18 protein-coding genes and 1 tRNA gene are annotated in these 19,103 nt (G+C 58.9%); 13 read left to right on the top strand and 6 right to left on the bottom strand.

Annotated features, from left to right (window positions below; genetic code table 11):
• Positions 1–216 precede the first annotated feature (216 nt).
• Positions 217–492, bottom strand: coding sequence for a DUF3077 domain-containing protein (locus tag ACA054_RS00810; RefSeq protein ID WP_497687777.1), 276 nt, complete (start codon positions 490–492; stop codon positions 217–219).
• Between the two features lie 699 nt (positions 493–1,191).
• A tRNA-Arg gene (locus tag ACA054_RS00815) sits at positions 1,192–1,268 on the bottom strand.
• A gap of 348 nt (positions 1,269–1,616) precedes the next feature.
• Here ACA054_RS00815 and gabD point away from each other — a divergent pair.
• From gabD to ACA054_RS00830, 3 genes are all read left to right on the top strand, one after another.
• Positions 1,617–3,059 (top strand): NADP-dependent succinate-semialdehyde dehydrogenase, encoded by a 1,443-nt coding sequence (gabD, locus tag ACA054_RS00820; RefSeq protein WP_497687778.1) that lies wholly within the window; start codon positions 1,617–1,619, stop codon positions 3,057–3,059.
• A 198-nt stretch (positions 3,060–3,257) separates the two neighbouring features.
• Positions 3,258–4,535, top strand: coding sequence for a 4-aminobutyrate--2-oxoglutarate transaminase (gene gabT, locus ACA054_RS00825; protein ID WP_157709902.1), 1,278 nt, complete (start codon positions 3,258–3,260; stop codon positions 4,533–4,535).
• A 136-nt stretch (positions 4,536–4,671) separates the two neighbouring features.
• Positions 4,672–5,886 carry an HDOD domain-containing protein gene (locus ACA054_RS00830; RefSeq protein WP_497687779.1) on the top strand — a complete coding sequence of 405 codons (1,215 nt, stop codon included), beginning with the start codon at positions 4,672–4,674 and terminating at the stop codon, positions 5,884–5,886.
• Positions 5,887–6,011: 125 nt separating this feature from the next.
• Here ACA054_RS00830 and ACA054_RS00835 read toward each other — a convergent pair whose 3' ends face one another.
• Both ACA054_RS00835 and desA read right to left on the bottom strand, forming a co-directional pair.
• On the bottom strand, positions 6,012–6,998 hold the full coding sequence (locus ACA054_RS00835) for a GGDEF domain-containing protein (protein ID WP_497687780.1): 987 nt from the start codon (positions 6,996–6,998) through the stop codon (positions 6,012–6,014).
• A gap of 148 nt (positions 6,999–7,146) precedes the next feature.
• The gene (desA, locus tag ACA054_RS00840) at positions 7,147–8,331 is read right to left on the bottom strand and encodes a delta-9 fatty acid desaturase DesA (protein ID WP_497687781.1); all 1,185 of its coding nucleotides are present in this window, start codon (positions 8,329–8,331) and stop codon (positions 7,147–7,149) included.
• Between the two features lie 147 nt (positions 8,332–8,478).
• Between desA and dibA the strand changes: the two genes are divergently transcribed.
• The 6 genes from dibA (at position 8,479) to ACA054_RS00870 (ending at position 14,633) form a co-directional block, all read left to right on the top strand.
• Positions 8,479–10,404: a phosphodiesterase DibA gene (gene dibA / locus ACA054_RS00845; RefSeq protein ID WP_497687782.1), complete on the top strand. Its 1,926-nt coding sequence runs from the start codon at positions 8,479–8,481 to the stop codon at positions 10,402–10,404.
• A 181-nt stretch (positions 10,405–10,585) separates the two neighbouring features.
• Positions 10,586–10,768, top strand: coding sequence for a sulfur starvation response protein OscA (gene oscA, locus ACA054_RS00850; RefSeq protein ID WP_007975618.1), 183 nt, complete (start codon positions 10,586–10,588; stop codon positions 10,766–10,768).
• An 84-nt stretch (positions 10,769–10,852) separates the two neighbouring features.
• Positions 10,853–11,866, top strand: coding sequence for a sulfate ABC transporter substrate-binding protein (locus ACA054_RS00855; protein WP_497687783.1), 1,014 nt, complete (start codon positions 10,853–10,855; stop codon positions 11,864–11,866).
• A gap of 69 nt (positions 11,867–11,935) precedes the next feature.
• Positions 11,936–12,754 (top strand): sulfate ABC transporter permease subunit CysT, encoded by an 819-nt coding sequence (gene cysT / locus ACA054_RS00860; protein WP_497687784.1) that lies wholly within the window; start codon positions 11,936–11,938, stop codon positions 12,752–12,754.
• A gap of 13 nt (positions 12,755–12,767) precedes the next feature.
• The gene (gene cysW / locus ACA054_RS00865) at positions 12,768–13,640 is read left to right on the top strand and encodes a sulfate ABC transporter permease subunit CysW (protein ID WP_497687785.1); all 873 of its coding nucleotides are present in this window, start codon (positions 12,768–12,770) and stop codon (positions 13,638–13,640) included.
• Positions 13,641–13,643: 3 nt separating this feature from the next.
• The gene (locus ACA054_RS00870; RefSeq protein ID WP_497687786.1) at positions 13,644–14,633 is read left to right on the top strand and encodes a sulfate/molybdate ABC transporter ATP-binding protein; all 990 of its coding nucleotides are present in this window, start codon (positions 13,644–13,646) and stop codon (positions 14,631–14,633) included.
• A gap of 108 nt (positions 14,634–14,741) precedes the next feature.
• On the opposite strand, the gene ACA054_RS00875 is transcribed toward ACA054_RS00870, so the two are convergent.
• The gene (locus ACA054_RS00875) at positions 14,742–15,263 is read right to left on the bottom strand and encodes an Mpo1 family 2-hydroxy fatty acid dioxygenase (protein WP_497687787.1); all 522 of its coding nucleotides are present in this window, start codon (positions 15,261–15,263) and stop codon (positions 14,742–14,744) included.
• Between the two features lie 84 nt (positions 15,264–15,347).
• Here ACA054_RS00875 and ACA054_RS00880 point away from each other — a divergent pair, with 84 nt between their 5' ends.
• The 4 genes from ACA054_RS00880 (at position 15,348) to ACA054_RS00895 (ending at position 18,050) form a co-directional block, all read left to right on the top strand.
• Positions 15,348–16,034, top strand: a complete 687-nt coding sequence (locus ACA054_RS00880; RefSeq protein WP_497687788.1) for a Crp/Fnr family transcriptional regulator — start codon at positions 15,348–15,350, stop codon at positions 16,032–16,034.
• Between the two features lie 64 nt (positions 16,035–16,098).
• Positions 16,099–16,464 carry a response regulator gene (locus tag ACA054_RS00885; RefSeq protein ID WP_497687789.1) on the top strand — a complete coding sequence of 122 codons (366 nt, stop codon included), beginning with the start codon at positions 16,099–16,101 and terminating at the stop codon, positions 16,462–16,464.
• Between the two features lie 112 nt (positions 16,465–16,576).
• Positions 16,577–16,825: a helix-turn-helix domain-containing protein gene (locus ACA054_RS00890; protein WP_497687790.1), complete on the top strand. Its 249-nt coding sequence runs from the start codon at positions 16,577–16,579 to the stop codon at positions 16,823–16,825.
• Entirely contained in the window at positions 16,818–18,050 is a 1,233-nt protein-coding gene (locus ACA054_RS00895) for a type II toxin-antitoxin system HipA family toxin (RefSeq protein ID WP_497687791.1), read from the top strand. The genes ACA054_RS00890 and ACA054_RS00895 overlap by 8 nt, the downstream gene beginning before the upstream one ends.
• Here the strand turns inward: ACA054_RS00895 and ACA054_RS00900 are convergent, their stop codons facing one another.
• On the bottom strand, positions 18,051–19,055 hold the full coding sequence (locus tag ACA054_RS00900) for an AraC family transcriptional regulator (RefSeq protein WP_497687792.1): 1,005 nt from the start codon (positions 19,053–19,055) through the stop codon (positions 18,051–18,053).
• Positions 19,056–19,103: the final 48 nt, after the last annotated feature.

Consider the following 19,103-nt stretch of genomic DNA (forward strand, 5'->3'; position numbering starts at 1 on the left):
GTGGGCGGTGCCTGTCTGGCGATGATTCCGAGATAGATCGCACTGCGCGTGACGTGGCTTCAGGCAGGACGCAGCCAAGGTAGATTGCTGGCTGCAGAACCGCCCCCTTAACTGCGCGGACCGTTACGCGCGGCCTCTCGACCAACACTGTTCTGGGGGCCCCGAAAATTCGAGGCCCATTTCATGGGTGAGCCGCTACTGTTTTGCAGCTTGTTGCTAACGCGTCTGTGTCGATCGCGTCAGCACTTTCACCACATCATCAATAACAGCCTTGCTCATCGCAGTCAGATAGTGCGCCGCCCACGCGTGGCGGTCAGTGTCTTTTGCGTAGGCCGCATCCTCGGCGAACGACTTGGCCAGGAACAGCAGGTCGGATGCCTGTGCGAGTGCTTTGCTAATAGGCACACCACCGCTGACATGGAACAGCGGTTCGTCCGGGCAATAGATGCAGGGAGTCAAACCGATGGTCTTTGCTTCTTGTTGTTCAGTCATTTGCCACCTCCATTGACAGAGATGCATAGAGGGCGCGAGTTGAAATCGCGTTGAGGGACAAGCGGAATTTCGCACGGATTTGTATTGCGCATGGTCTAGCTCCTTGACGAGGAACTGCCACTTTTTCGTTACCAAGCGAATGGGTGGCAGCTGTGCGCAGGTTGGTAAACCGGGAGTCAAGGAATCCGGCACGCCCGAAGACGTCCCACGCACAGCCGCCATAAAGCAAAATTACGGACGTAAAAAACGCCTGCAATTCTCAATGGGGGCGCTGTTGCGCTTAACTCTCGGGTTACCAAGCCCGGTCGCTGAATTGGCAGCGACGGCGGAAGGGTATCGTGCAGGTTGATCTCCTGCAACCTCGGAAGTCGAGGGGGAGGGATAACATCTGTTAAGAGGGCACCAGCTACCGCTGAATACCCAAGTAACTGACACAACCCCGTGCAGTCACTAGCATAGGATCTTTTGGATTGATGTTCTGCGGTAATGGTGGGGCTAAGTGGGGATTGTCAGGACTCCTCCCCGTACAACTCGGCGACTGCTGGAGTAGTCAACTTAAAGTTGACAACTGACCCTTCAGCCCACGTTCTATCAGCTACGCCTTGAAACTCACGCCGACTCCAATTGAGTCACTTTTAAAGTGATCACCCACAAAAAAGCCCCAGACCCAACGGCCTGAGGCTTTCTCGTTTTTACGTATGGTGCACCAGGCGGGATTCGAACCCACGACCCCTGCCTTCGGAGGGCAGTACTCTATCCAGCTGAGCTACTGGTGCAGCGGGCGCCATGATACGCATATGCAATGCGGGCGTCCATGCTGCTGAATCGCCTGCGTTTTTTCAAAGCGTAACCTGCGGTTGCTACGTTGATCAGAAAATAGCAGCAAATGCGGCGTTTTCGTTCTTTTTTTCGAACAGGCTATTGTCCTTTACCCCCTTTGATCCTAGGATTCGTTTGAGATTTCAAACGCTCTTGTCTGGGTGCTGAACCGCACGATTTGAATCAGTGCGCTATTTATGTGCTTCAGCCCGGTGAATGATTTCCCTGACGGCAGCCTACTGAGGCGCCTTTCTACAATCATAATTTGCTCCGCGCTTGCCGCGGTGCTGTTAAGGAAAGCCGACATGCAGCTTAAAGACACCCAGTTGTTCCGCCAGCAAGCCTTCATCGATGGCGCTTGGGTAGACGCGGACAATGGTCAGACGATCAAGGTCAACAACCCGGCAACGGGCGAAATTCTGGGCACCGTGCCGAAAATGGGCGCTGCCGAAACCCGCCGTGCAATCGAAGCCGCTGACAAAGCGCTGCCGGCCTGGCGTGCACTGACCGCCAAAGAACGTGCGAACAAACTGCGTCGCTGGTACGAACTGATCATCGAGAACCAGGACGACCTGGCTCGCCTGATGACCCTGGAGCAGGGCAAGCCATTGGCCGAAGCCAAGGGCGAAATCGTTTACGCCGCTTCCTTCATCGAGTGGTTCGCCGAAGAAGCCAAGCGCATCTACGGTGATGTGATTCCGGGCCACCAGCCAGACAAGCGCCTGATCGTGATCAAGCAGCCAATCGGTGTGACCGCGGCAATCACCCCGTGGAACTTCCCGGCTGCCATGATCACCCGTAAAGCCGGCCCTGCCCTGGCCGCTGGTTGCACCATGGTGCTCAAGCCTGCTTCGCAAACTCCGTTCTCCGCTTTCGCCCTGGCTGAGCTGGCCCAGCGTGCCGGCATCCCGGCTGGCGTGTTCAGCGTTGTTTCCGGCAGCGCCGGCGACATCGGCAGCGAGCTGACCAGCAACCCGATCGTGCGCAAACTGTCCTTCACCGGTTCGACTGAAATCGGTCGTCAACTGATGTCGGAATGCGCCAAGGACATCAAGAAAGTGTCCCTGGAACTGGGCGGCAACGCGCCGTTCATCGTGTTCGACGACGCGGACCTGGATAAGGCCGTCGAAGGCGCGATCATTTCCAAGTACCGCAACAACGGCCAGACCTGCGTCTGCGCCAACCGTCTGTACATTCAGGATTCGGTCTACGACGCGTTCGCCGAGAAGCTCAAAGTGGCAGTCGCCAAGCTCAAGATCGGTAACGGTCTGGAAGACGGCACCACCACTGGCCCGCTGATCGACGAAAAAGCCGTGGCCAAGGTGCAAGAGCACATTGCTGATGCCGTTTCCAAAGGCGCGACCGTTCTGTCTGGTGGCAAATCGATGGAAGGCAACTTCTTCGAGCCGACCATCCTGACCAACGTGCCAAACAACGCTGCCGTGGCCAAGGAAGAAACCTTCGGTCCTTTGGCGCCGCTGTTCCGCTTCAAAGACGAAGACGATGTGATCGCGATGTCCAACGACACCGAGTTCGGTCTGGCCTCGTACTTCTATGCTCGCGACCTGGGTCGCGTGTTCCGTGTGGCAGAAGCCCTGGAATACGGCATGGTCGGCGTCAACACCGGTCTGATCTCCAACGAAGTCGCGCCATTCGGTGGCATCAAGGCCTCGGGCCTGGGCCGTGAAGGCTCCAAGTACGGCATCGAAGATTACCTGGAAATCAAATACCTCTGCCTGGGCATCTAAGCTCGAAGGCATAGGCAAGGCTGGGTATTGCTTTAAACGCAAAGGGCACGAGAGCGCTGACCCTTTGCGTGCAACAAACGGAATTTTCTCTGTGGCCCGGAACGCTGCGGCAGTCGATCATCGCATGCTGCCGTCGTTACCTCCCCGCCGCTTAATCCTTGAACCACGCCGACCGATGAGCGGCGAATGAGGAATGTAATGAGCAAGACTAACGCTTCTTTGATGGCCCGCCGTACCGCTGCTGTTCCACGTGGTGTTGGCCAGATTCACCCGATTTTCGCCGAGTCCGCGAAGAACGCTACCGTGACCGACGTTGAAGGTCGTGAGTTCATCGACTTCGCCGGTGGTATCGCCGTGCTGAACACCGGCCACGTGCACCCGAAAATCATCGCCGCCGTGACCGAGCAACTGAACAAGCTGACTCACACCTGCTTCCAGGTACTGGCTTACGAGCCGTACGTTGAAGTGTGCGAAAAAATCAACGCCAAGGTGCCAGGTGATTTCGAGAAGAAAACCCTGCTGGTTACCACCGGATCCGAAGCTGTAGAAAACGCCGTGAAAATCGCCCGTGCCGCCACTGGCCGTGCCGGCGTGATCGCGTTCACCGGCGCTTACCACGGCCGCACCATGATGACCTTGGGCCTGACCGGTAAAGTCGTGCCTTACTCGGCCGGCATGGGCCTGATGCCAGGCGGCGTGTTCCGCGCGCTGTACCCGAATGAACTGCACGGTGTGAGCATCGACGATTCGATCGCCAGCATCGAACGCATCTTCAAGAACGACGCCGAGCCGCGTGACATCGCCGCGATCATCATCGAGCCGGTTCAGGGCGAAGGTGGTTTCTACGTCGCTCCGAAAGAGTTCATGAAGCGTCTGCGTGCCCTGTGCGACCAGCACGGCATCCTGCTGATCGCTGACGAAGTACAGACCGGCGCTGGCCGTACCGGTACTTTCTTCGCCATGGAACAGATGGGCGTTGCTGCCGACCTGACCACCTTCGCCAAATCCATCGCTGGCGGCTTCCCGTTGGCCGGTGTGTGCGGCAAGGCTGAATACATGGACGCTATCGCTCCAGGCGGCCTGGGCGGCACCTACGCCGGTAGCCCGATCGCTTGCGCCGCGGCCCTGGCCGTGATGGAAGTGTTCGAAGAAGAGCACCTGCTGGACCGCTGCAAGGCTGTTGGCGAGCGTTTGGTGACTGGCCTGAAAGCTATCCAGGCCAAGTACCCGGTGATCGGTGAAGTGCGTGCACTGGGCGCGATGATCGCGGTCGAGCTGTTCGAAAACGGCGACAGCCACAAGCCGAACGCTGCAGCAGTAGCGTCCGTGGTGGCCAAGGCTCGCGACAAGGGTCTGATCCTGCTGTCCTGCGGCACCTACGGCAACGTTCTGCGCGTCCTGGTACCGCTGACTTCGCCGGACGAGCAACTGGACAAGGGTCTGGCGATCATCGAAGAGTGCTTCTCCGAGCTCTGATCACCGAGTGTGACCTGCTCCACAAAAAACCCGCTTCGGCGGGTTTTTTCATGCCCGCTAAAACCCAACCCGCGTATTAGCGCTGTATCCAATGGCCGGCTTTGGCTAAGGTTCACGCATTGCCAGGGAGAGCTGTATGACAGTCGTCATTTTACCCGCGATTCCGAGAGTATTGATCGCCGAGGCCGACCCATGGTCCCGCGATCTGCTCAAGGAAGTGTTGTTGAACGTTCGCTGCGATGCGCGGCTGGATTTGTGTGCCGATGGTCAGCAGGCGCTGGAGTTGCTGGCGTCAAACCCTTACGACCTGGTCATCGCCGACTGGGAGCTGCCAGGCGTCGATGGCCTGAATGTGTTGCGCAGTGTGCGCCAGCGCAAGCGTAATCCACCGTTACCCTTCATTCTGATGAGTAGCCGCAACGACAGCGCGAGCGTGCGTGAGGCCTTGCCGCTGGCCCCTGCCGCGTACCTGACCAAACCCCTGAACATGGCAAGCCTGACCCAGCGCCTGCAGGCTTTGCTGCTGAACGCCGGGGAAGAGGTATCGTGCGAGGTGCCGGCGCTGGCGCCGGGCATGACCTTGCCCGTATTTCTTGAGCGCCGTCGCGAACTGGCGGAAGGCGCGCCGCTGATGACCGACGTGCAAGTGGCGGTCAAGCGAAGCCTCAATCCAAATGGTCTGGATTTGACGGTGCTGGAAGATGAGATCCGCACCGATCCACAGGTCACCGCGGTGCTGATCGCCGCTGCCAACAGCGCCGCCCAGCACCATGGCACCGCCGTGCAGACCCTGTCCCAGGCACTGCATCGACTGGGCACCGGGCAAAGCATGAACCTGATTCTGGGCCTGACACTCAAGCGCAGTGCGCGGCTCAGCGATCCGCAGCTGGCGGACTATGCCGAGCGTTACTGGGATTTGTCGCTACACACGGCTGAGTACGCGCGAACGTTGGCGCGCTTGCTGGATCTGGATCAGGCACGTTGCTACTGCGCCGGCATGCTGCATCGATTGGGCGATCTGGCGTTGCTGCGCTGTTTGCAGGAATGGAAACAGGCCGGTGGCGAACTGGACGAGCAGGAGCAAGTGGGCGAGGCGTTGGCCGAGTTCGGTGCCGCCTACGGTTCGGCGTTGCGCACCCGCTGGCGTCTGCCGCTGGAGCTGCGGCAGCTGATTGCGGCGGCTTACCAGCTCGGTGGCGGCGTTTACTCTCGTGAGGCCCTGGTGATGAACATGGCGGCGCAACTGGCGTGCCTGACCGAACATGAGGGCCTTGAGGCGTTGGCCAATAGCCGAACGGCGCGGCTGCTGAAGATCGGCTTGCCGGAGCTGGTGCGGATGCGCAAGAAATAGGACTGAAGCAAAACCTGTGGGAGCGAGCTTGCTCGCGATGGCGGACTTACATTCAACATTTGTTTTGGCTGATAGGCCGCTATCGCGAGCAAGCTCGCTCCCACAGGGGATATGTGTTTGGCCTGTCAGCCTGTGACAATCCGGTTCTTCCCATCACGCTTGGCCTGATACATCGCCGCATCCGCGCGGGCAAACAGGCTTTCCACACTTTCATCCTCGGCCGTGAGGCTGGTCAGCCCCTGACTGACGGTGATACCAAATGTCTGGCCGTCGTGGCTGAAGCTCAACCCCTGAATCTCCCGTTGCACGCGCTCAGCCACTTGCAGGGCCATCTGCGGGGTGCAGCCGGGGAACACAGCGGCGAACTCCTCGCCGCCAATGCGCCCGAACAGATCGCCGCGACGCAGCGCTGCGCGGCCGCAGTCGGCAATGTGCTGTAGCACGTTATCGCCTTCCTGGTGGCCGTAGGTGTCGTTGATGACCTTGAAGTCATCGATGTCCAGCATGAGAAACGATAGCGGCGTGCCCTGTTGCCGAGCCTGTTCGAATTCGTGGTCAGCGCCTTCGAAAAAATGCCGGCGGTTGCTGCTCTGGGTCAGGGCGTCGGTGGTCGCCAGCCGTTGCAGTTCAGACTCCAGCTGTTTCTTGTCGGTGATGTCTTCGGCAATGCCGACAATGATCACCGGCTGCCCAGGCTCGGCCTGACGGTTGATGAAGCATTTGTCGCTGAGCCAGCGTAGCTGGCCGTCGCCGGTAATGATTCGGTACTCGCGGTCTTCAACGGCACCTTTGTCCAGCACGTCCGCCAGGCTGCGCTCGGCGTACTCGAGATCGTCGGGGTAAATGCTGTCGCGCCATTGGTTGTAGTCGGCCAACAGCAGGTCGGCACTGCGGCCGAAGATCCGTTCATAGGCGGGGCTGACATACAGCACCTGGCGGGTTTCCCAATTGAATGCCCACAGCACCGCGTTCACGCTCACCAGCAAGGTGCTGAACAGCTGTTCGCGTTCGCTCAGGCGCGCCACCTCGCCTTGGGCGTGCATCAGCGCCATCAGGGTTTGCGCGGCCTCGGGCCACTGCACAAGGGATGAGTCTTGTTGGTTATTGACCATCGGCACAAATCTCAAAGGGCGTGCACCGCTCAAGGTTCTAAGCGGCCACAACGAAGCCCGCCTGGGTGGCGAAGTGTCTTTGAGATAAGGGATTTGCAACGAAGTTCCGAAGGGTGCGCCCGGGCATTGGGCGCACCGATCAACGGTGTCAGGCAGCGTTTGGGCGCAGGGAATAGGTTTTCAACTGATCGGCGAATTCACGCAGGGATTGAATCCCGCTGGCTTCAGCTTCGTGTACCCAATCCTTGATGGCGGCCAGCATGTCGTGGCCATTTGAGCTGGTCTTGACCCAGATCTGCTGCAAGGCCAGGCGTTTCTCGTAGATTACCTTCAGCGCCTGGCTGTGCTCGAGCATGGTCTGGATGCGTACATGGTGCTTGTCGTCCAGCAGGCTGGTTTCCCGCGAGAGCAGGCGCTTGGCGCGGTGGAACTGGTGGCGGACCGAGTGATCAACCTTTTCCAGCTCTTGTTTGACCAGCGGCCCGATCACCAGCTTGCGGTACTGGGCCATGATCTGGAAGCGGTTGTTGAGGATCGCCATGGCGGTGTCCATATCCAGGTTGCCCTTGCCTTCGACACGGTGGGCAATTGGCGCGACCCGCTGGACCTTGGCCAGACGCAGGAAGCTGAACACTTGAATCCAGGCCCAGCCCAGATCGAATTCCCACTTCTTCACCGACAGTTTTGCCGAGTTAGGGTAGGTGTGATGGTTGTTATGCAGCTCTTCACCACCGATCAGGATGCCCCAGGGCACCAGGTTGGTCGCCGCATCGCGGCACTCGAAGTTGCGGTAGCCGACGGCATGGCCCAGGCCATTGACCACACCGGCGGCCCACACCGGGATCCACATCATCTGGATGGCCCAGATGGTGATGCCGATGGTGCCGAACAGCAGCAGGTCGATAACGCCCATGATCGCCACGCCCAGCAGTGGAAAACGGGTGTAGACGTTGCGTTCGATCCAGTCATCGGGGCAGTTCTTGCCGTAGATGCGCAAGGTCTCGGGGTTCTCCGCTTCGGCGCGGTACAGCTCGGCGCCTTTGCGCAGAACGGTGGACAAACCCTTGATCACCGGGCTGTGCGGGTCATCGACGGTTTCGCATTTGGCGTGGTGCTTGCGGTGGATGGCGGTCCACTCGCGGGTGTTCTGCGCCGTGGTCAACCACAGCCAGAAGCGGAAGAAATGTTTCAGGCCAGCATTCAGCTCAAGCGAGCGATGGGCTGAGTAACGGTGCAGATAGACCGTGACGCCGATGATCGTGACATGGGTCATCAGCAGGGTGACTGCCACCAGTGACCAGGGCGACAAGCCAAGAAAACCTTCGTACCACATAGGCTATAGGGCCCTCGATAAAGAAAAAAACAGCCGTTGCATTATCACTAAGCCCACAGATAAAACCAGTCGCTCTTTCAGATAAGAGTGGCTGGATGTGTCATTCAATTATAATCCCGACTTTTTCGTAGGGACATGGAAAGCCTTATGTCTGCCACCTATCGCGATGCCGTGCGTGCAGCGCTGCTCTACCTGCTGATTTCCGTGGCCTGGATGCAGCTCAGTGGCTATTTATTGAGCAGTTTATTCGATGACTCGGCCGAGCGCTTACGCTGGCAACTGATCAACGGTTATGCCTGGATGGTGTTCAGCGCCGGCTTGATCTTCATTGCCCGGACGCGACTGTTACGTTGCCTGGGCGTCGGCGCGAAATTGCGTGAACGAAGCGAAGACCGCGAGCGTCTGCGCCAGGCGGCCGCCGTGTTCGATTGCACCCGTGAAGGCGTGTTGGTCACCGATCATCAAGGGCTGATCGTGCATGTGAACCGCGCCTTCATGTCGATCACCGGCTATCAGCGTGAAGAAGTGCTGGGGCACCAACCCAGTCTGTTCAAGTCAGGGCATCATCCGCCCGCTTTCTATCAGGCGATGTTCGCCACGCTCGACAGCGTCGGTGAATGGAGCGGGGAAATCTGGAACCGCCGTAAAAGCGGCGAAATCTACCCGCAATGGCAGACCATCCGCATCATTTACGACGACCAGGGTCGTCGTAGTCATTTCGTGGCGGTGTTTTCCGATATCAGCGCAATCAAGGACTCGGAACATGAGTTGAGGCACCTGGCTCATCACGATCCGCTCACCGGCCTGCCCAATCGCCTGCTGTTCACCGACCGCGCCACGCAAGCCCTGGCATCGGCGCAGATCCACAAGCGTGGGTGTGCATTGCTGATGATCGATCTGGATCACTTCGTGATGATCAACGACAGCCTCGGGCATACGATGGGTGACCAATTGCTCAAGGCGGTGGCCGAACGCTTGCGAGCCATGTTCGACCCTGGAGTCACCTTGGCGCGCCTGGGTGGCGATGAGTTCGCCGTGCTGGCCGAAAGCTGTCCGCAACTGATGCAGGCCGCGGCGCTGGCCCAGCGGATCATCGAGGGCCTCGAGGAACCTTTCGATATTCAGGGGCATCGGCTGTTCATCAACGCCAGTATCGGTATCAGCCTGTTCCCCAGTGATGCATTGAGTGCCGAGCAGTTGTTGCGTAACGCCGACTCGGCGCTGTTCAAGGCCAAGAGCGGCGGGCGCAATGGCTATGCCCTGTACACCGAAGCGTTGACGGCCCATGCCCGGCAGCGGGTCGAGACCGCCTCTGAACTGCGCAGGGCCCTGGAGCAAAACGAGCTGCGCGTGTTTTACCAGCCTGTTCACGATCTCAAGACCTGTCGTTTGATTGGCGTCGAGGCGCTGGTGCGCTGGGAGCATCCGCAGCGCGGTCTGGTGTCGCCTGCGCAATTCATTCCTGTTGCCGAGCGGACCGGGCTGATCACCCAGATCGACGCCTGGGTGATGCGCCAGGCCTGCGAGCAGATGTGCCAGTGGCAGCACGCGGGCGTGGAGTTGTCGTTTGTCGCGGTGAATGTTTCATCGCGTCTGTTCGCCGGTCGCGAGTTGTACCAACAGGTTGCGCAGGTACTGCGCGAAACCGGCTTGGACCCGGCCTGCCTGGAGCTGGAAGTCACCGAGAGCGCGGTGATGGACGATCCAGAGGTCGCGCTTGAGCAAATGCACCGGCTACGTGAATTGGGTGTGCAACTGGCCATCGATGATTTCGGCACCGGTTATTCGTCGCTGTTGCGGCTCAAGCGCTTACCGGTGCAGAAGCTCAAGATTGATCAGGGCTTTGTCGCCGGATTGCCGTGGGACGAGGACGACGCGGCCATTGTGCGGGTCATCATTGCCTTGGCGCAGAGTATGGGCATGCAAGTGCAGGCCGAAGGCATCGAGCAGGTCGAGCAGGCGGCGTTCCTGCTCGAACACGGCAGTCATCTGGGGCAGGGTTACTGGTTTGGGCGGCCGGTGCCGGCGGCTGCATTGGATTGGGATCGGGCGCCCGTGATTTTTCCGCGCTGATCAGGGACGCAGAGCGTCCCGGGCGGCATTCCCACGCGGAGCATGGGAACGATCATTCTTCTGGTTATATAAACATTCTTAAATAGTCTTTTTAAGAATATCTGCGCCTCTCTACTATTGGTTTCACGCCGCAAGCAGTGCCGCCACTGCCAGGCAACCTCTCAGTCGAAGGAGCAGCACCATGAGCGCATCTCTACGTAGCGTTGACGGCCAGGACGAAGCAACCATCCTGCGTGAAATCCAGAGCGCCCTGCGCGATCTGCGGTTTGGCGCGGTGGAAATCACCGTGCACAACGCCCAGGTGGTCCAGATCGAGCGCAAGGAAAAATTCCGCTTGCAGCAACCGGGCAATAAACCGGGCTGAAGCGAAAGATCCTTGAACCGACACCGCGATTCCAGAAATCCATAAGAACTAGCCAACACAAATAGAATTCCAGGAGCTTTCACCATGTCGTCGATTCGCCATTTCGCCTTGGCCGCCCTGGCCAGTACCCTGTTCGCCGGTTCTGCGGTTGCCAAGGATTACGAACTGCTCAACGTGTCGTACGACCCGACCCGCGAGCTGTACCAGGATTACAACGCTGAATTCGTCAATTTCTGGAAGAAAAGCAATCCCGGCGACAGCGTGAAAATCCAGCAGTCTCACGGTGGCTCGGGCAAACAGGGCCGGGCGGTGATCGACGGCCTGCGCGCCGATGTGGTGACCCTTGCCCTAGCCGGCGACATCGATGAAATCGCCAAGCTCGGCAAGACCCTGCCGGCCGACTGGCAGAAGCGTCTGCCGGAAGCCAGCACGCCATACACCTCGACCATCGTGTTCCTGGTGCGCAAGGGCAACCCTAAAGGCATCAAGGACTGGGGCGACCTGGTCAAGAACGACGTATCGGTGATTACCCCGAACCCGAAAACCTCCGGCGGTGCGCGCTGGAACTTCCTCGCCGCCTGGGCCTACGGCCTGAAAGCCAACGGCGGTGACGAAACCAAGGCCAAGGAATACGTGCAAACCCTGTTCAAGCACGTGCCTGTGCTGGACACCGGTGCTCGCGGTTCGACCATTACCTTCGTCAACAACGGTCAGGGTGACGTGTTGCTGGCCTGGGAAAACGAAGCGTTCCTGGCGCTGAAAGAAGACGGCGGCGCCGACAAGTTCGAGATCGTTGTGCCTTCGCTGTCGATCCTGGCCGAGCCTCCAGTGGCCGTGGTCGACAAGAACGCCGAGAAAAAGGGCAACGAGCAGATCGCCGAAGCCTACCTCAAGCACCTGTACAGTCCTGCCGGCCAGGAAATCGCGGCGAAAAACTTCTATCGTCCACGTGACAAGGATATCGCCTCCAAATACGCCCAGCAGTTCCCGAAACTGGACCTGGTAACCATCGACAAAGACTTCGGCGGCTGGAAAACCGCGCAGCCGAAATTCTTCAAGGACGGCGGCGTATTCGACCAGATCTACCAGGCGCAGTAATCTTAAATAGCCATCAAGGAGCCTCGGATCGCGATTCGAGGCTTTATGCATTCTCAACCAAGGACTTTTATGTCGCGCCGTATCTCCCCCGTCATACCCGGCTTCGGGCTGACGCTGGGCTACACCTTGGTGTACCTCAGCCTGATTGTGCTCATACCACTGGCGGCGATGTTCGTGCATGCCGCTCAACTCACCTGGGATCAGTTCTGGGCAATCATCTCGGCACCGCGAGTGCTGGCGGCGTTGAAGCTGAGCTTCGGCACCGCCCTGTACGCCGCGATCATCAACGGCATCATCGGCACGCTGCTGGCCTGGGTGCTGGTGCGCTATACCTTCCCTGGACGCAAAGTCATCGATGCAATGATCGACTTGCCCTTCGCATTGCCCACCGCCGTGGCCGGCATTGCGCTGACCACGCTGTACACCCCCACCGGTCTGGTGGGTCAGTTTGCTGCGGATCTGGGTTTCAAGATCGCCTACACCCCCCTGGGCATCACCCTTGCCCTCACTTTTGTGACACTTCCATTCGTAGTACGTACGGTACAGCCGGTACTGGCTGATATTCCCCGTGAAGTGGAAGAAGCGGCGGCGTGCCTGGGGGCAAAACCTTTGCAGGTTTTCCGTCATATCCTGGTGCCGGCGCTGCTGCCCGCCTGGTTAACCGGTTTTGCATTGGCCTTTGCCCGCGGGGTCGGCGAGTACGGTTCAGTGATTTTCATCGCCGGCAACATGCCGATGAAAACCGAGATCCTGCCGCTGCTGATCATGGTCAAGCTCGACCAATACGATTACACCGGCGCTACCTCCATTGGTGTACTGATGCTGGTGGTTTCCTTCATTCTGTTGCTGCTGATCAACTTGCTGCAGCGGCGCATCGAAACCCCATAAGGAGGCGCGAACAATGTCCCAATCGTCTATTGCTGCCGCCTCTTCGGCCAACGCAGCCCGCCGTGGCAGTGCAACCTCGCGGCGAATCCTGATCGGCCTTGGCTGGCTGATTTTTGCGCTGTTCCTGTTGCTGCCACTGTTTATCGTGGTGTCCCAGGGTTTGAAAAATGGCCTCGGCGCATTCTTCACTGCGATCTTTGAACCGGACGCGCTGTCGGCGCTGAAGCTCACGGTGATCGCCGTGGCGATTTCGGTGCCGCTGAACCTGGTGTTCGGTGTCAGCGCCGCTTGGTGCGTGAGCAAATACTCGTTCCGCGGCAAGAGCATGCTGGTGACCCTGATCGACCTGCCGTTCTCGGTGTCGCCGGTGATCGCCGGCCTGGTCTACGTGCTGATGTTCGGTGCCCAAGGGATCTTCGGCCCATGGCTACAGGATCACGACATCCAGATCGTCTTCGCCTTGCCAGGCATCGTGCTGGCGACGATTTTCGTCACCGTGCCCTTCGTGGCCCGAGAACTGATCCCGCTGATGCAGGAGCAGGGCACTCAGGAAGAAGAAGCCGCGCGTCTGCTCGGGGCCAATGGCTGGCAGATGTTCTGGCATGTCACCGTCCCCAACATCAAATGGGGCCTGATCTACGGCGTGGTGCTCTGTACCGCGCGAGCCATGGGTGAATTCGGTGCGGTGTCGGTGGTTTCCGGGCACATTCGCGGGGTGACCAACACCTTGCCGCTGCACGTCGAGATCCTCTACAACGAATACAACCACGTGGCCGCGTTCGCCGTGGCGAGCCTGTTGCTGATCCTGGCGCTCTTCATCCTGCTGGCCAAGCAGTGGAGCGAAAACCGTATTAACCGCCTGCGCGCCAGCGCCGCGGAGGAATAATTCATGTCGATCGAAGTGCGTAACGTCAGCAAGAATTTCAATGCGTTCAAGGCGCTGGACAACATCAGCCTGGACATCCACAGCGGCGAACTGGTCGCGCTGCTCGGCCCGTCGGGCTGCGGCAAGACCACCTTGCTGCGGATCATCGCCGGCCTGGAAACCCCGGACCAGGGCAATATCGTGTTCCACGGCGAAGACGTCTCCGGTCACGACGTACGTGATCGCAACGTGGGTTTCGTGTTCCAGCACTACGCCTTGTTCCGCCACATGACGGTGTTCGACAACGTCGCGTTCGGCCTTCGGATGAAGCCGAAAAACCAGCGCCCGAGCGAAAGCCAGATTGCGACCAAGGTGCACGAGCTGCTGAACATGGTGCAGCTGGACTGGTTGTCGGATCGCTATCCGGAACAACTCTCCGGTGGCCAGCGTCAGCGTATTGCCTTGGCCCGTGCACTGGCGGTGGAACCGAAAGTGCTGCTGCTCGACGAACCCTTCGGAGCACTCGACGCCAAGGTCCGCAAAGAGCTGCGTCGCTGGCTGGCGCGCCTGCATGAAGACATCAACCTGACGTCGGTGTTCGTGACCCACGACCAGGAAGAGGCAATGGAAGTCGCCGACCGCATCGTGGTGATGAACAAGGGCGTGATCGAGCAGATCGGCTCACCGGGTGACGTCTACGAAAACCCGGCGAGCGATTTCGTTTATCACTTCCTCGGTGACTCGAACCGTCTGCATCTGGGCGAAGACAATCACGTGCTGTTCCGACCGCACGAGGTGTCGCTGTCGCGGCATGAGCTTGAGGATCACCACGCGGCTGAGGTGCGGGATATCCGTCCGTTGGGCGCGACGACGCGGGTGACGCTGAAGGTTGAAGGACAGACTGATTTGATCGAGGCCGAAGTGGTGAAGGATCACGACAGCCTGATCGGCCTGGCGAAGGGCGAGACGCTGTTCTTCAAGCCGAAGGTCTGGCAGAAAGTCGCCAACCTCTAAAGCAAAAGCTTCGCGAGCAGGCTCGCTCCCACAATCAATCTCGGTCGTTCACATATTTTGTGTCCTCTGAAGATCAAATGTGGGAGCGAGCCTGCTCGCGATGGCGTCCTACGCCGCAGCATTTTTCTGACGTATACGCACCCCACCCGCCCGCGCCTCGATGTGCTCTTTGAGCTCATGCCGCAACCCCAGCAAAAACGCCAACTCAGCCACCACAAACAACGGCCCGACAATCAACCCCGTCACATCATCGACGAACGCCGGTTTGCGCCCTTCATAGTGATGGCCTACAAACTGAATCGCCCAGCCAATCACAAACATCGCCACGCCGCTGCTCAACCAGACCAGCGTGCTTTGCTGCGCCAGCACTTGGCCTGCCCAAATGCACAGCCCCAGCAACACCGTCATCAACACCCCAAGCCGCAACTCCAGGCGCAGGTAGAACCACGCCGACGCCAGCGCTACCAGCACAGCCGGTGAAAGCCAGCCCCCAGCCCATTGTGGACGAGACAGCAACACCGCCACCGCAACCACAATCAACGGGATACCAACGAAATGGGTAGCGATGTTGCGCGGATCACGGTGGTAGGCGGCGTATTGACTGAGATGGTCAACGAGGCTTTTTTTCATTGTTGTTCCTCCTGTAGGGTGAACGATCATGCCTCGGGGCCGTTTCTCGCAATGTCAGCCAGGCGACAATCTCAAGGAGTTTTCATGGATATCCAGGACTGGCGCCCACGCCTGTTGCGCGGTCAGTGGTTCAGCCATTTGCCTGTTTCCCTACAGGATAGTCTGCTGGCAGCGGCCAGGTTGCGGCGCTTATCAGCCGGTCAGCGCTTGTTCCAGCGCGGCGACCAGCCCTGTGGCCTGTACGCGGTACTCGAAGGCGCGGTGCGTATCGGCGCTGTGAACGAGCAGGGCAAAGAGGCGCTGCTGAGCCTGGTGGAGGCGCCGCACTGGTTCGGCGAAATCTGCCTGTTCGATGGCCAGCCGCGTACCCACGATGCGTTCGGGCAGGGTCCGTGTACGTTGTTGCATATCCCGCAAACCGCGTTGCTGGCGTTGCTGGATGAACAGCCGGCGTACTGGCGGCAACTGGCGTTGCTGATGAGTCAGAAACTGCGCCTGACCTTTATCAATCTGGAACAGCTGAGCCTGATGCCGGCCCCGATACGGCTGGCGCATCGCTTGCTGATGATCGCCGAAGGTTATGGCGAAATCGACGAGCCGCGCCGCGTCCTGCAACTGCCGCAAGAGCAGCTTGCTTCAATGTTGTCGCTGTCACGGCAGACCACCAACCAGATCCTCAAGGATTTGCAGGGGCAGGGGATATTGAGTCTCGGTTATGGCGAGATCGAAATCCTCGATGCGCAACGGTTACGGGCGTTGCTTGTGATTTGAAGCAAAAGGGTGGGCTTTACCCGCGAACACGCCTAGCCTGTCAGAACGACAATCGAGGTGTGCCATGCGTGTACTGCTAGTGGAAGACGAACCCGAGACCGCCAAACTCCTGGCCAATGGCTTGAGTGAGGCGAGCTTTGCGGTGGATGTGGCGGTCAACGGGATGGACGGCCGGCGCTTTATCGAGGATGGCGAATATGAGCTGATCATCCTCGACGTCATGCTGCCGGGGCTCAATGGTTGGCAGTTGCTGCAACAAATCCGCAAGCTCGGCGAAACCCCTGTGCTGTTCCTCACCACCACGGACGGCATCGAGGATCGCCTGCGCGGGTTGGAGTTGCACGAGGATGATTACCTGCTCAAGCCGTTTGCCGTGAGTGAGCTGGTGGTGCGGGTGCGCAAGTTGTTGCGGCGGGATCGGGGGCGCTGAGGTTTCCAGAATGTTGTTGAAACCCAGCTGGATTTCGTCTTGAAACTGCACTAAATACAATGCATATTCACGGATCGTTGAATTATGCACGGGATAGAATGCAGGTTGATAAATGGAAAACCTTGGTGAACTGATCCGCTCACTGCGTAAAGAGCAAAAGCTTTCCCAGCAGGCACTGGGAAAACAGTACGGAATGAGCCGCTCCACGATTTCGGGAATCGAGAACAACACTATCTCCGAAATCGGTCTGCGCAAGGTTGAGGCGATCCTCAACGGTTTCGGCTATGAGCTCATCGCCGTGCCTCGTCAGACGAAGCGTCCAACGCTGGACTCTCTGAAAAAGGCAAACTTCCATGAATGAGCCGCAGGAACAGGACCGGCTGTATATCAGTGTCTCTGAAGCCGTGGCCGGCACTCTCGGTCGTGGTCAGTCCCGCAGTGATTCAGTTTTTACCTATGCCGAAAGCACGCAGGAAGAAAACTCGGTTTCGTTGACCATGCCGGCTCGTCTCGAAAGTTATACGTGGGAACAAGGTGTTCCGCCGATTTTCGAAATGAATTTGCCAGAGGGAGCTCTACGCGATGAGTTGGTGCGCCGATTCAGCAAAGCGGTCAGGGGCTTCGATGATTTTTCGATGCTTGGGATCGTTGGCCCGTACCAGCTAGGTCGAGTGGGAATTGCAAACACGCAAGATGCGAGCGACCGTCCACCTGAAACCAGTCTCGCGGACTTGCTGGTTCACGACGGTGCGCAAGGTTTGTTTGATGATTTATTGCACACGTATGGCCAATACTCGGGCGTCTCCGGCGTGCAGCCGAAGGTGCTTGTCCGTGACAGTGCGACGACTGTCGACCGGCTGACCCATCGAGGTGCTACGCACCTGGTCAAATCCTTCCGTGCAGAGGAATACCCTGAGCTGGCGGCCAATGAGTATTTTTGCATGCGGGCCGCATTGCATTCGGGCCTTGAAGTGCCGAAGTTTGAACTCAGCGAGCACGGCAAATTTCTAGTCGTCGAACGTTTCGATCTGAATGACCGTGGTTACCTGGGGTTCGAGGATTTCTGTGTCCTGAATGCCTGGCCTTCGAAGGCTAAATACGATGGCTCATACGAAGGTGCCGCGAGGCAGATCAAAGCATTTGTCTCCCCGCCATTGCTCAACCATGCACTGGAGTCTTTTTTCAAGATTGTTGCGCTTTCGTGCGGCTTGAAAAATGGCGACGCTCACCTCAAAAACTTCGGTGTGCTGTACGAGGATTGCGCTACTGATGCGCAAATCCGCCTCGCTCCGGCCTACGACATCGTCACCACTTCGGTCTACATCAAGAACGACAGCATGGCGTTGTTGCTAGGCGGATCAAAAGCATGGCCCAAGTACAAAATGCTGATGCGCTTCGGCCGGTCGGCCTGCAATCTGACCGAGGGGCGTTGTAAAGAGCTGTTGCAGCAAGTCGCCCATGGTATGGACGTGGCGATGATCGAAATGGCTGATCACATCAAGGGCAACAGCGATTTTGCAAACGTTGGCGAAGCGCTGATGGAACAGTGGAAATCAGGCATGGCGCGCAGTCTTGTGAATAGCTGATCACCGCAGCCCATCCCGAAACTGCCCCGGCGTCATCCCGGTCCAGCGCTTGAACGCGCGGCTGAAGCTGCTGGTATCGGCAAACCCCAGCAAATAGCTGATCTCACTCAATGAGCATTGCGGATCACGCAGGTGCAGCAATGCCAGGTTTTCGCGGCTTTCGTTGAGCAGCGTGTCGAACCGACAACCCTCATCCGCCAGGTGCCGTTGCAGGCTGCGCAGGCTCAGGTGCAGAGCCTTGGCGATGTGTTCGGCGCTGGGTTCGCCTTCCGGCAATTGCTCTTCAATGGCATCGCGGACCTTGCGCTCCCACGTCAGCGGTTTGAGTTGCGCCAGGGTGCGGTTGAGCACGGTTTCGTTGTGTTCGGCCAGTTCCGGGTTGGCGTCGTCCAAATGACTGTCGAAATCAGACAGCGCGAATTCCAGCCGATCCTCCCCGGTGGCGAAATACACCGGTGAGCGAAATACCTTGTGCCACTGGTGCGGGTCCGCCGGCTCAGGGCGACGCAAGTACACCGCCAGCGGTGCATAGTCGCGGCCCAGGCGATTGCGACAAGTGCGCACATAAATCGCCACGAAGGCGTCGATGGCTTCGAAGGCCGGGGCCGGATTGCCTGGCGGAATTTTCAGGTGGAAACAGTAGCGGTCTTCGGTGCGAGTCAGTTCCAGTTCCAGGGCGTCACTGACCACCTGGTGATAACGCACGATGCGCTCGAAGACTTCCCGCAAGCTGCCGCTGGCCACCAGTGCATAACCGAGCGCGTGGAAGGTAGTAGGGCTGACGAAACGCGAGACGCGCAGGCCAATCGCCGGGTCGCCGCTGACCTGCACCGCGATTTCCCACAGGCGCGTGGTGCCGGACAACGGATAACGGGCGTTCGGGTCGTCCATCAGTTGCGGGTCGAGCCCGGCTTGCTGGCACAGGGCGGTGCTGTCGAGGCCCAAGGCGTCGAGTTGCTTGCGCAGGGCGCGGGTCCAGCTGGCGAGGGAGGTCGGTTCAGTCATGCTGATTGGCGCTTCCGGTCAACAGGTTGGCGTTCTCGGCTACCGCTC

The sequence above is a fragment of the Pseudomonas sp. LBUM1653 genome, assembly GCF_059716115.1.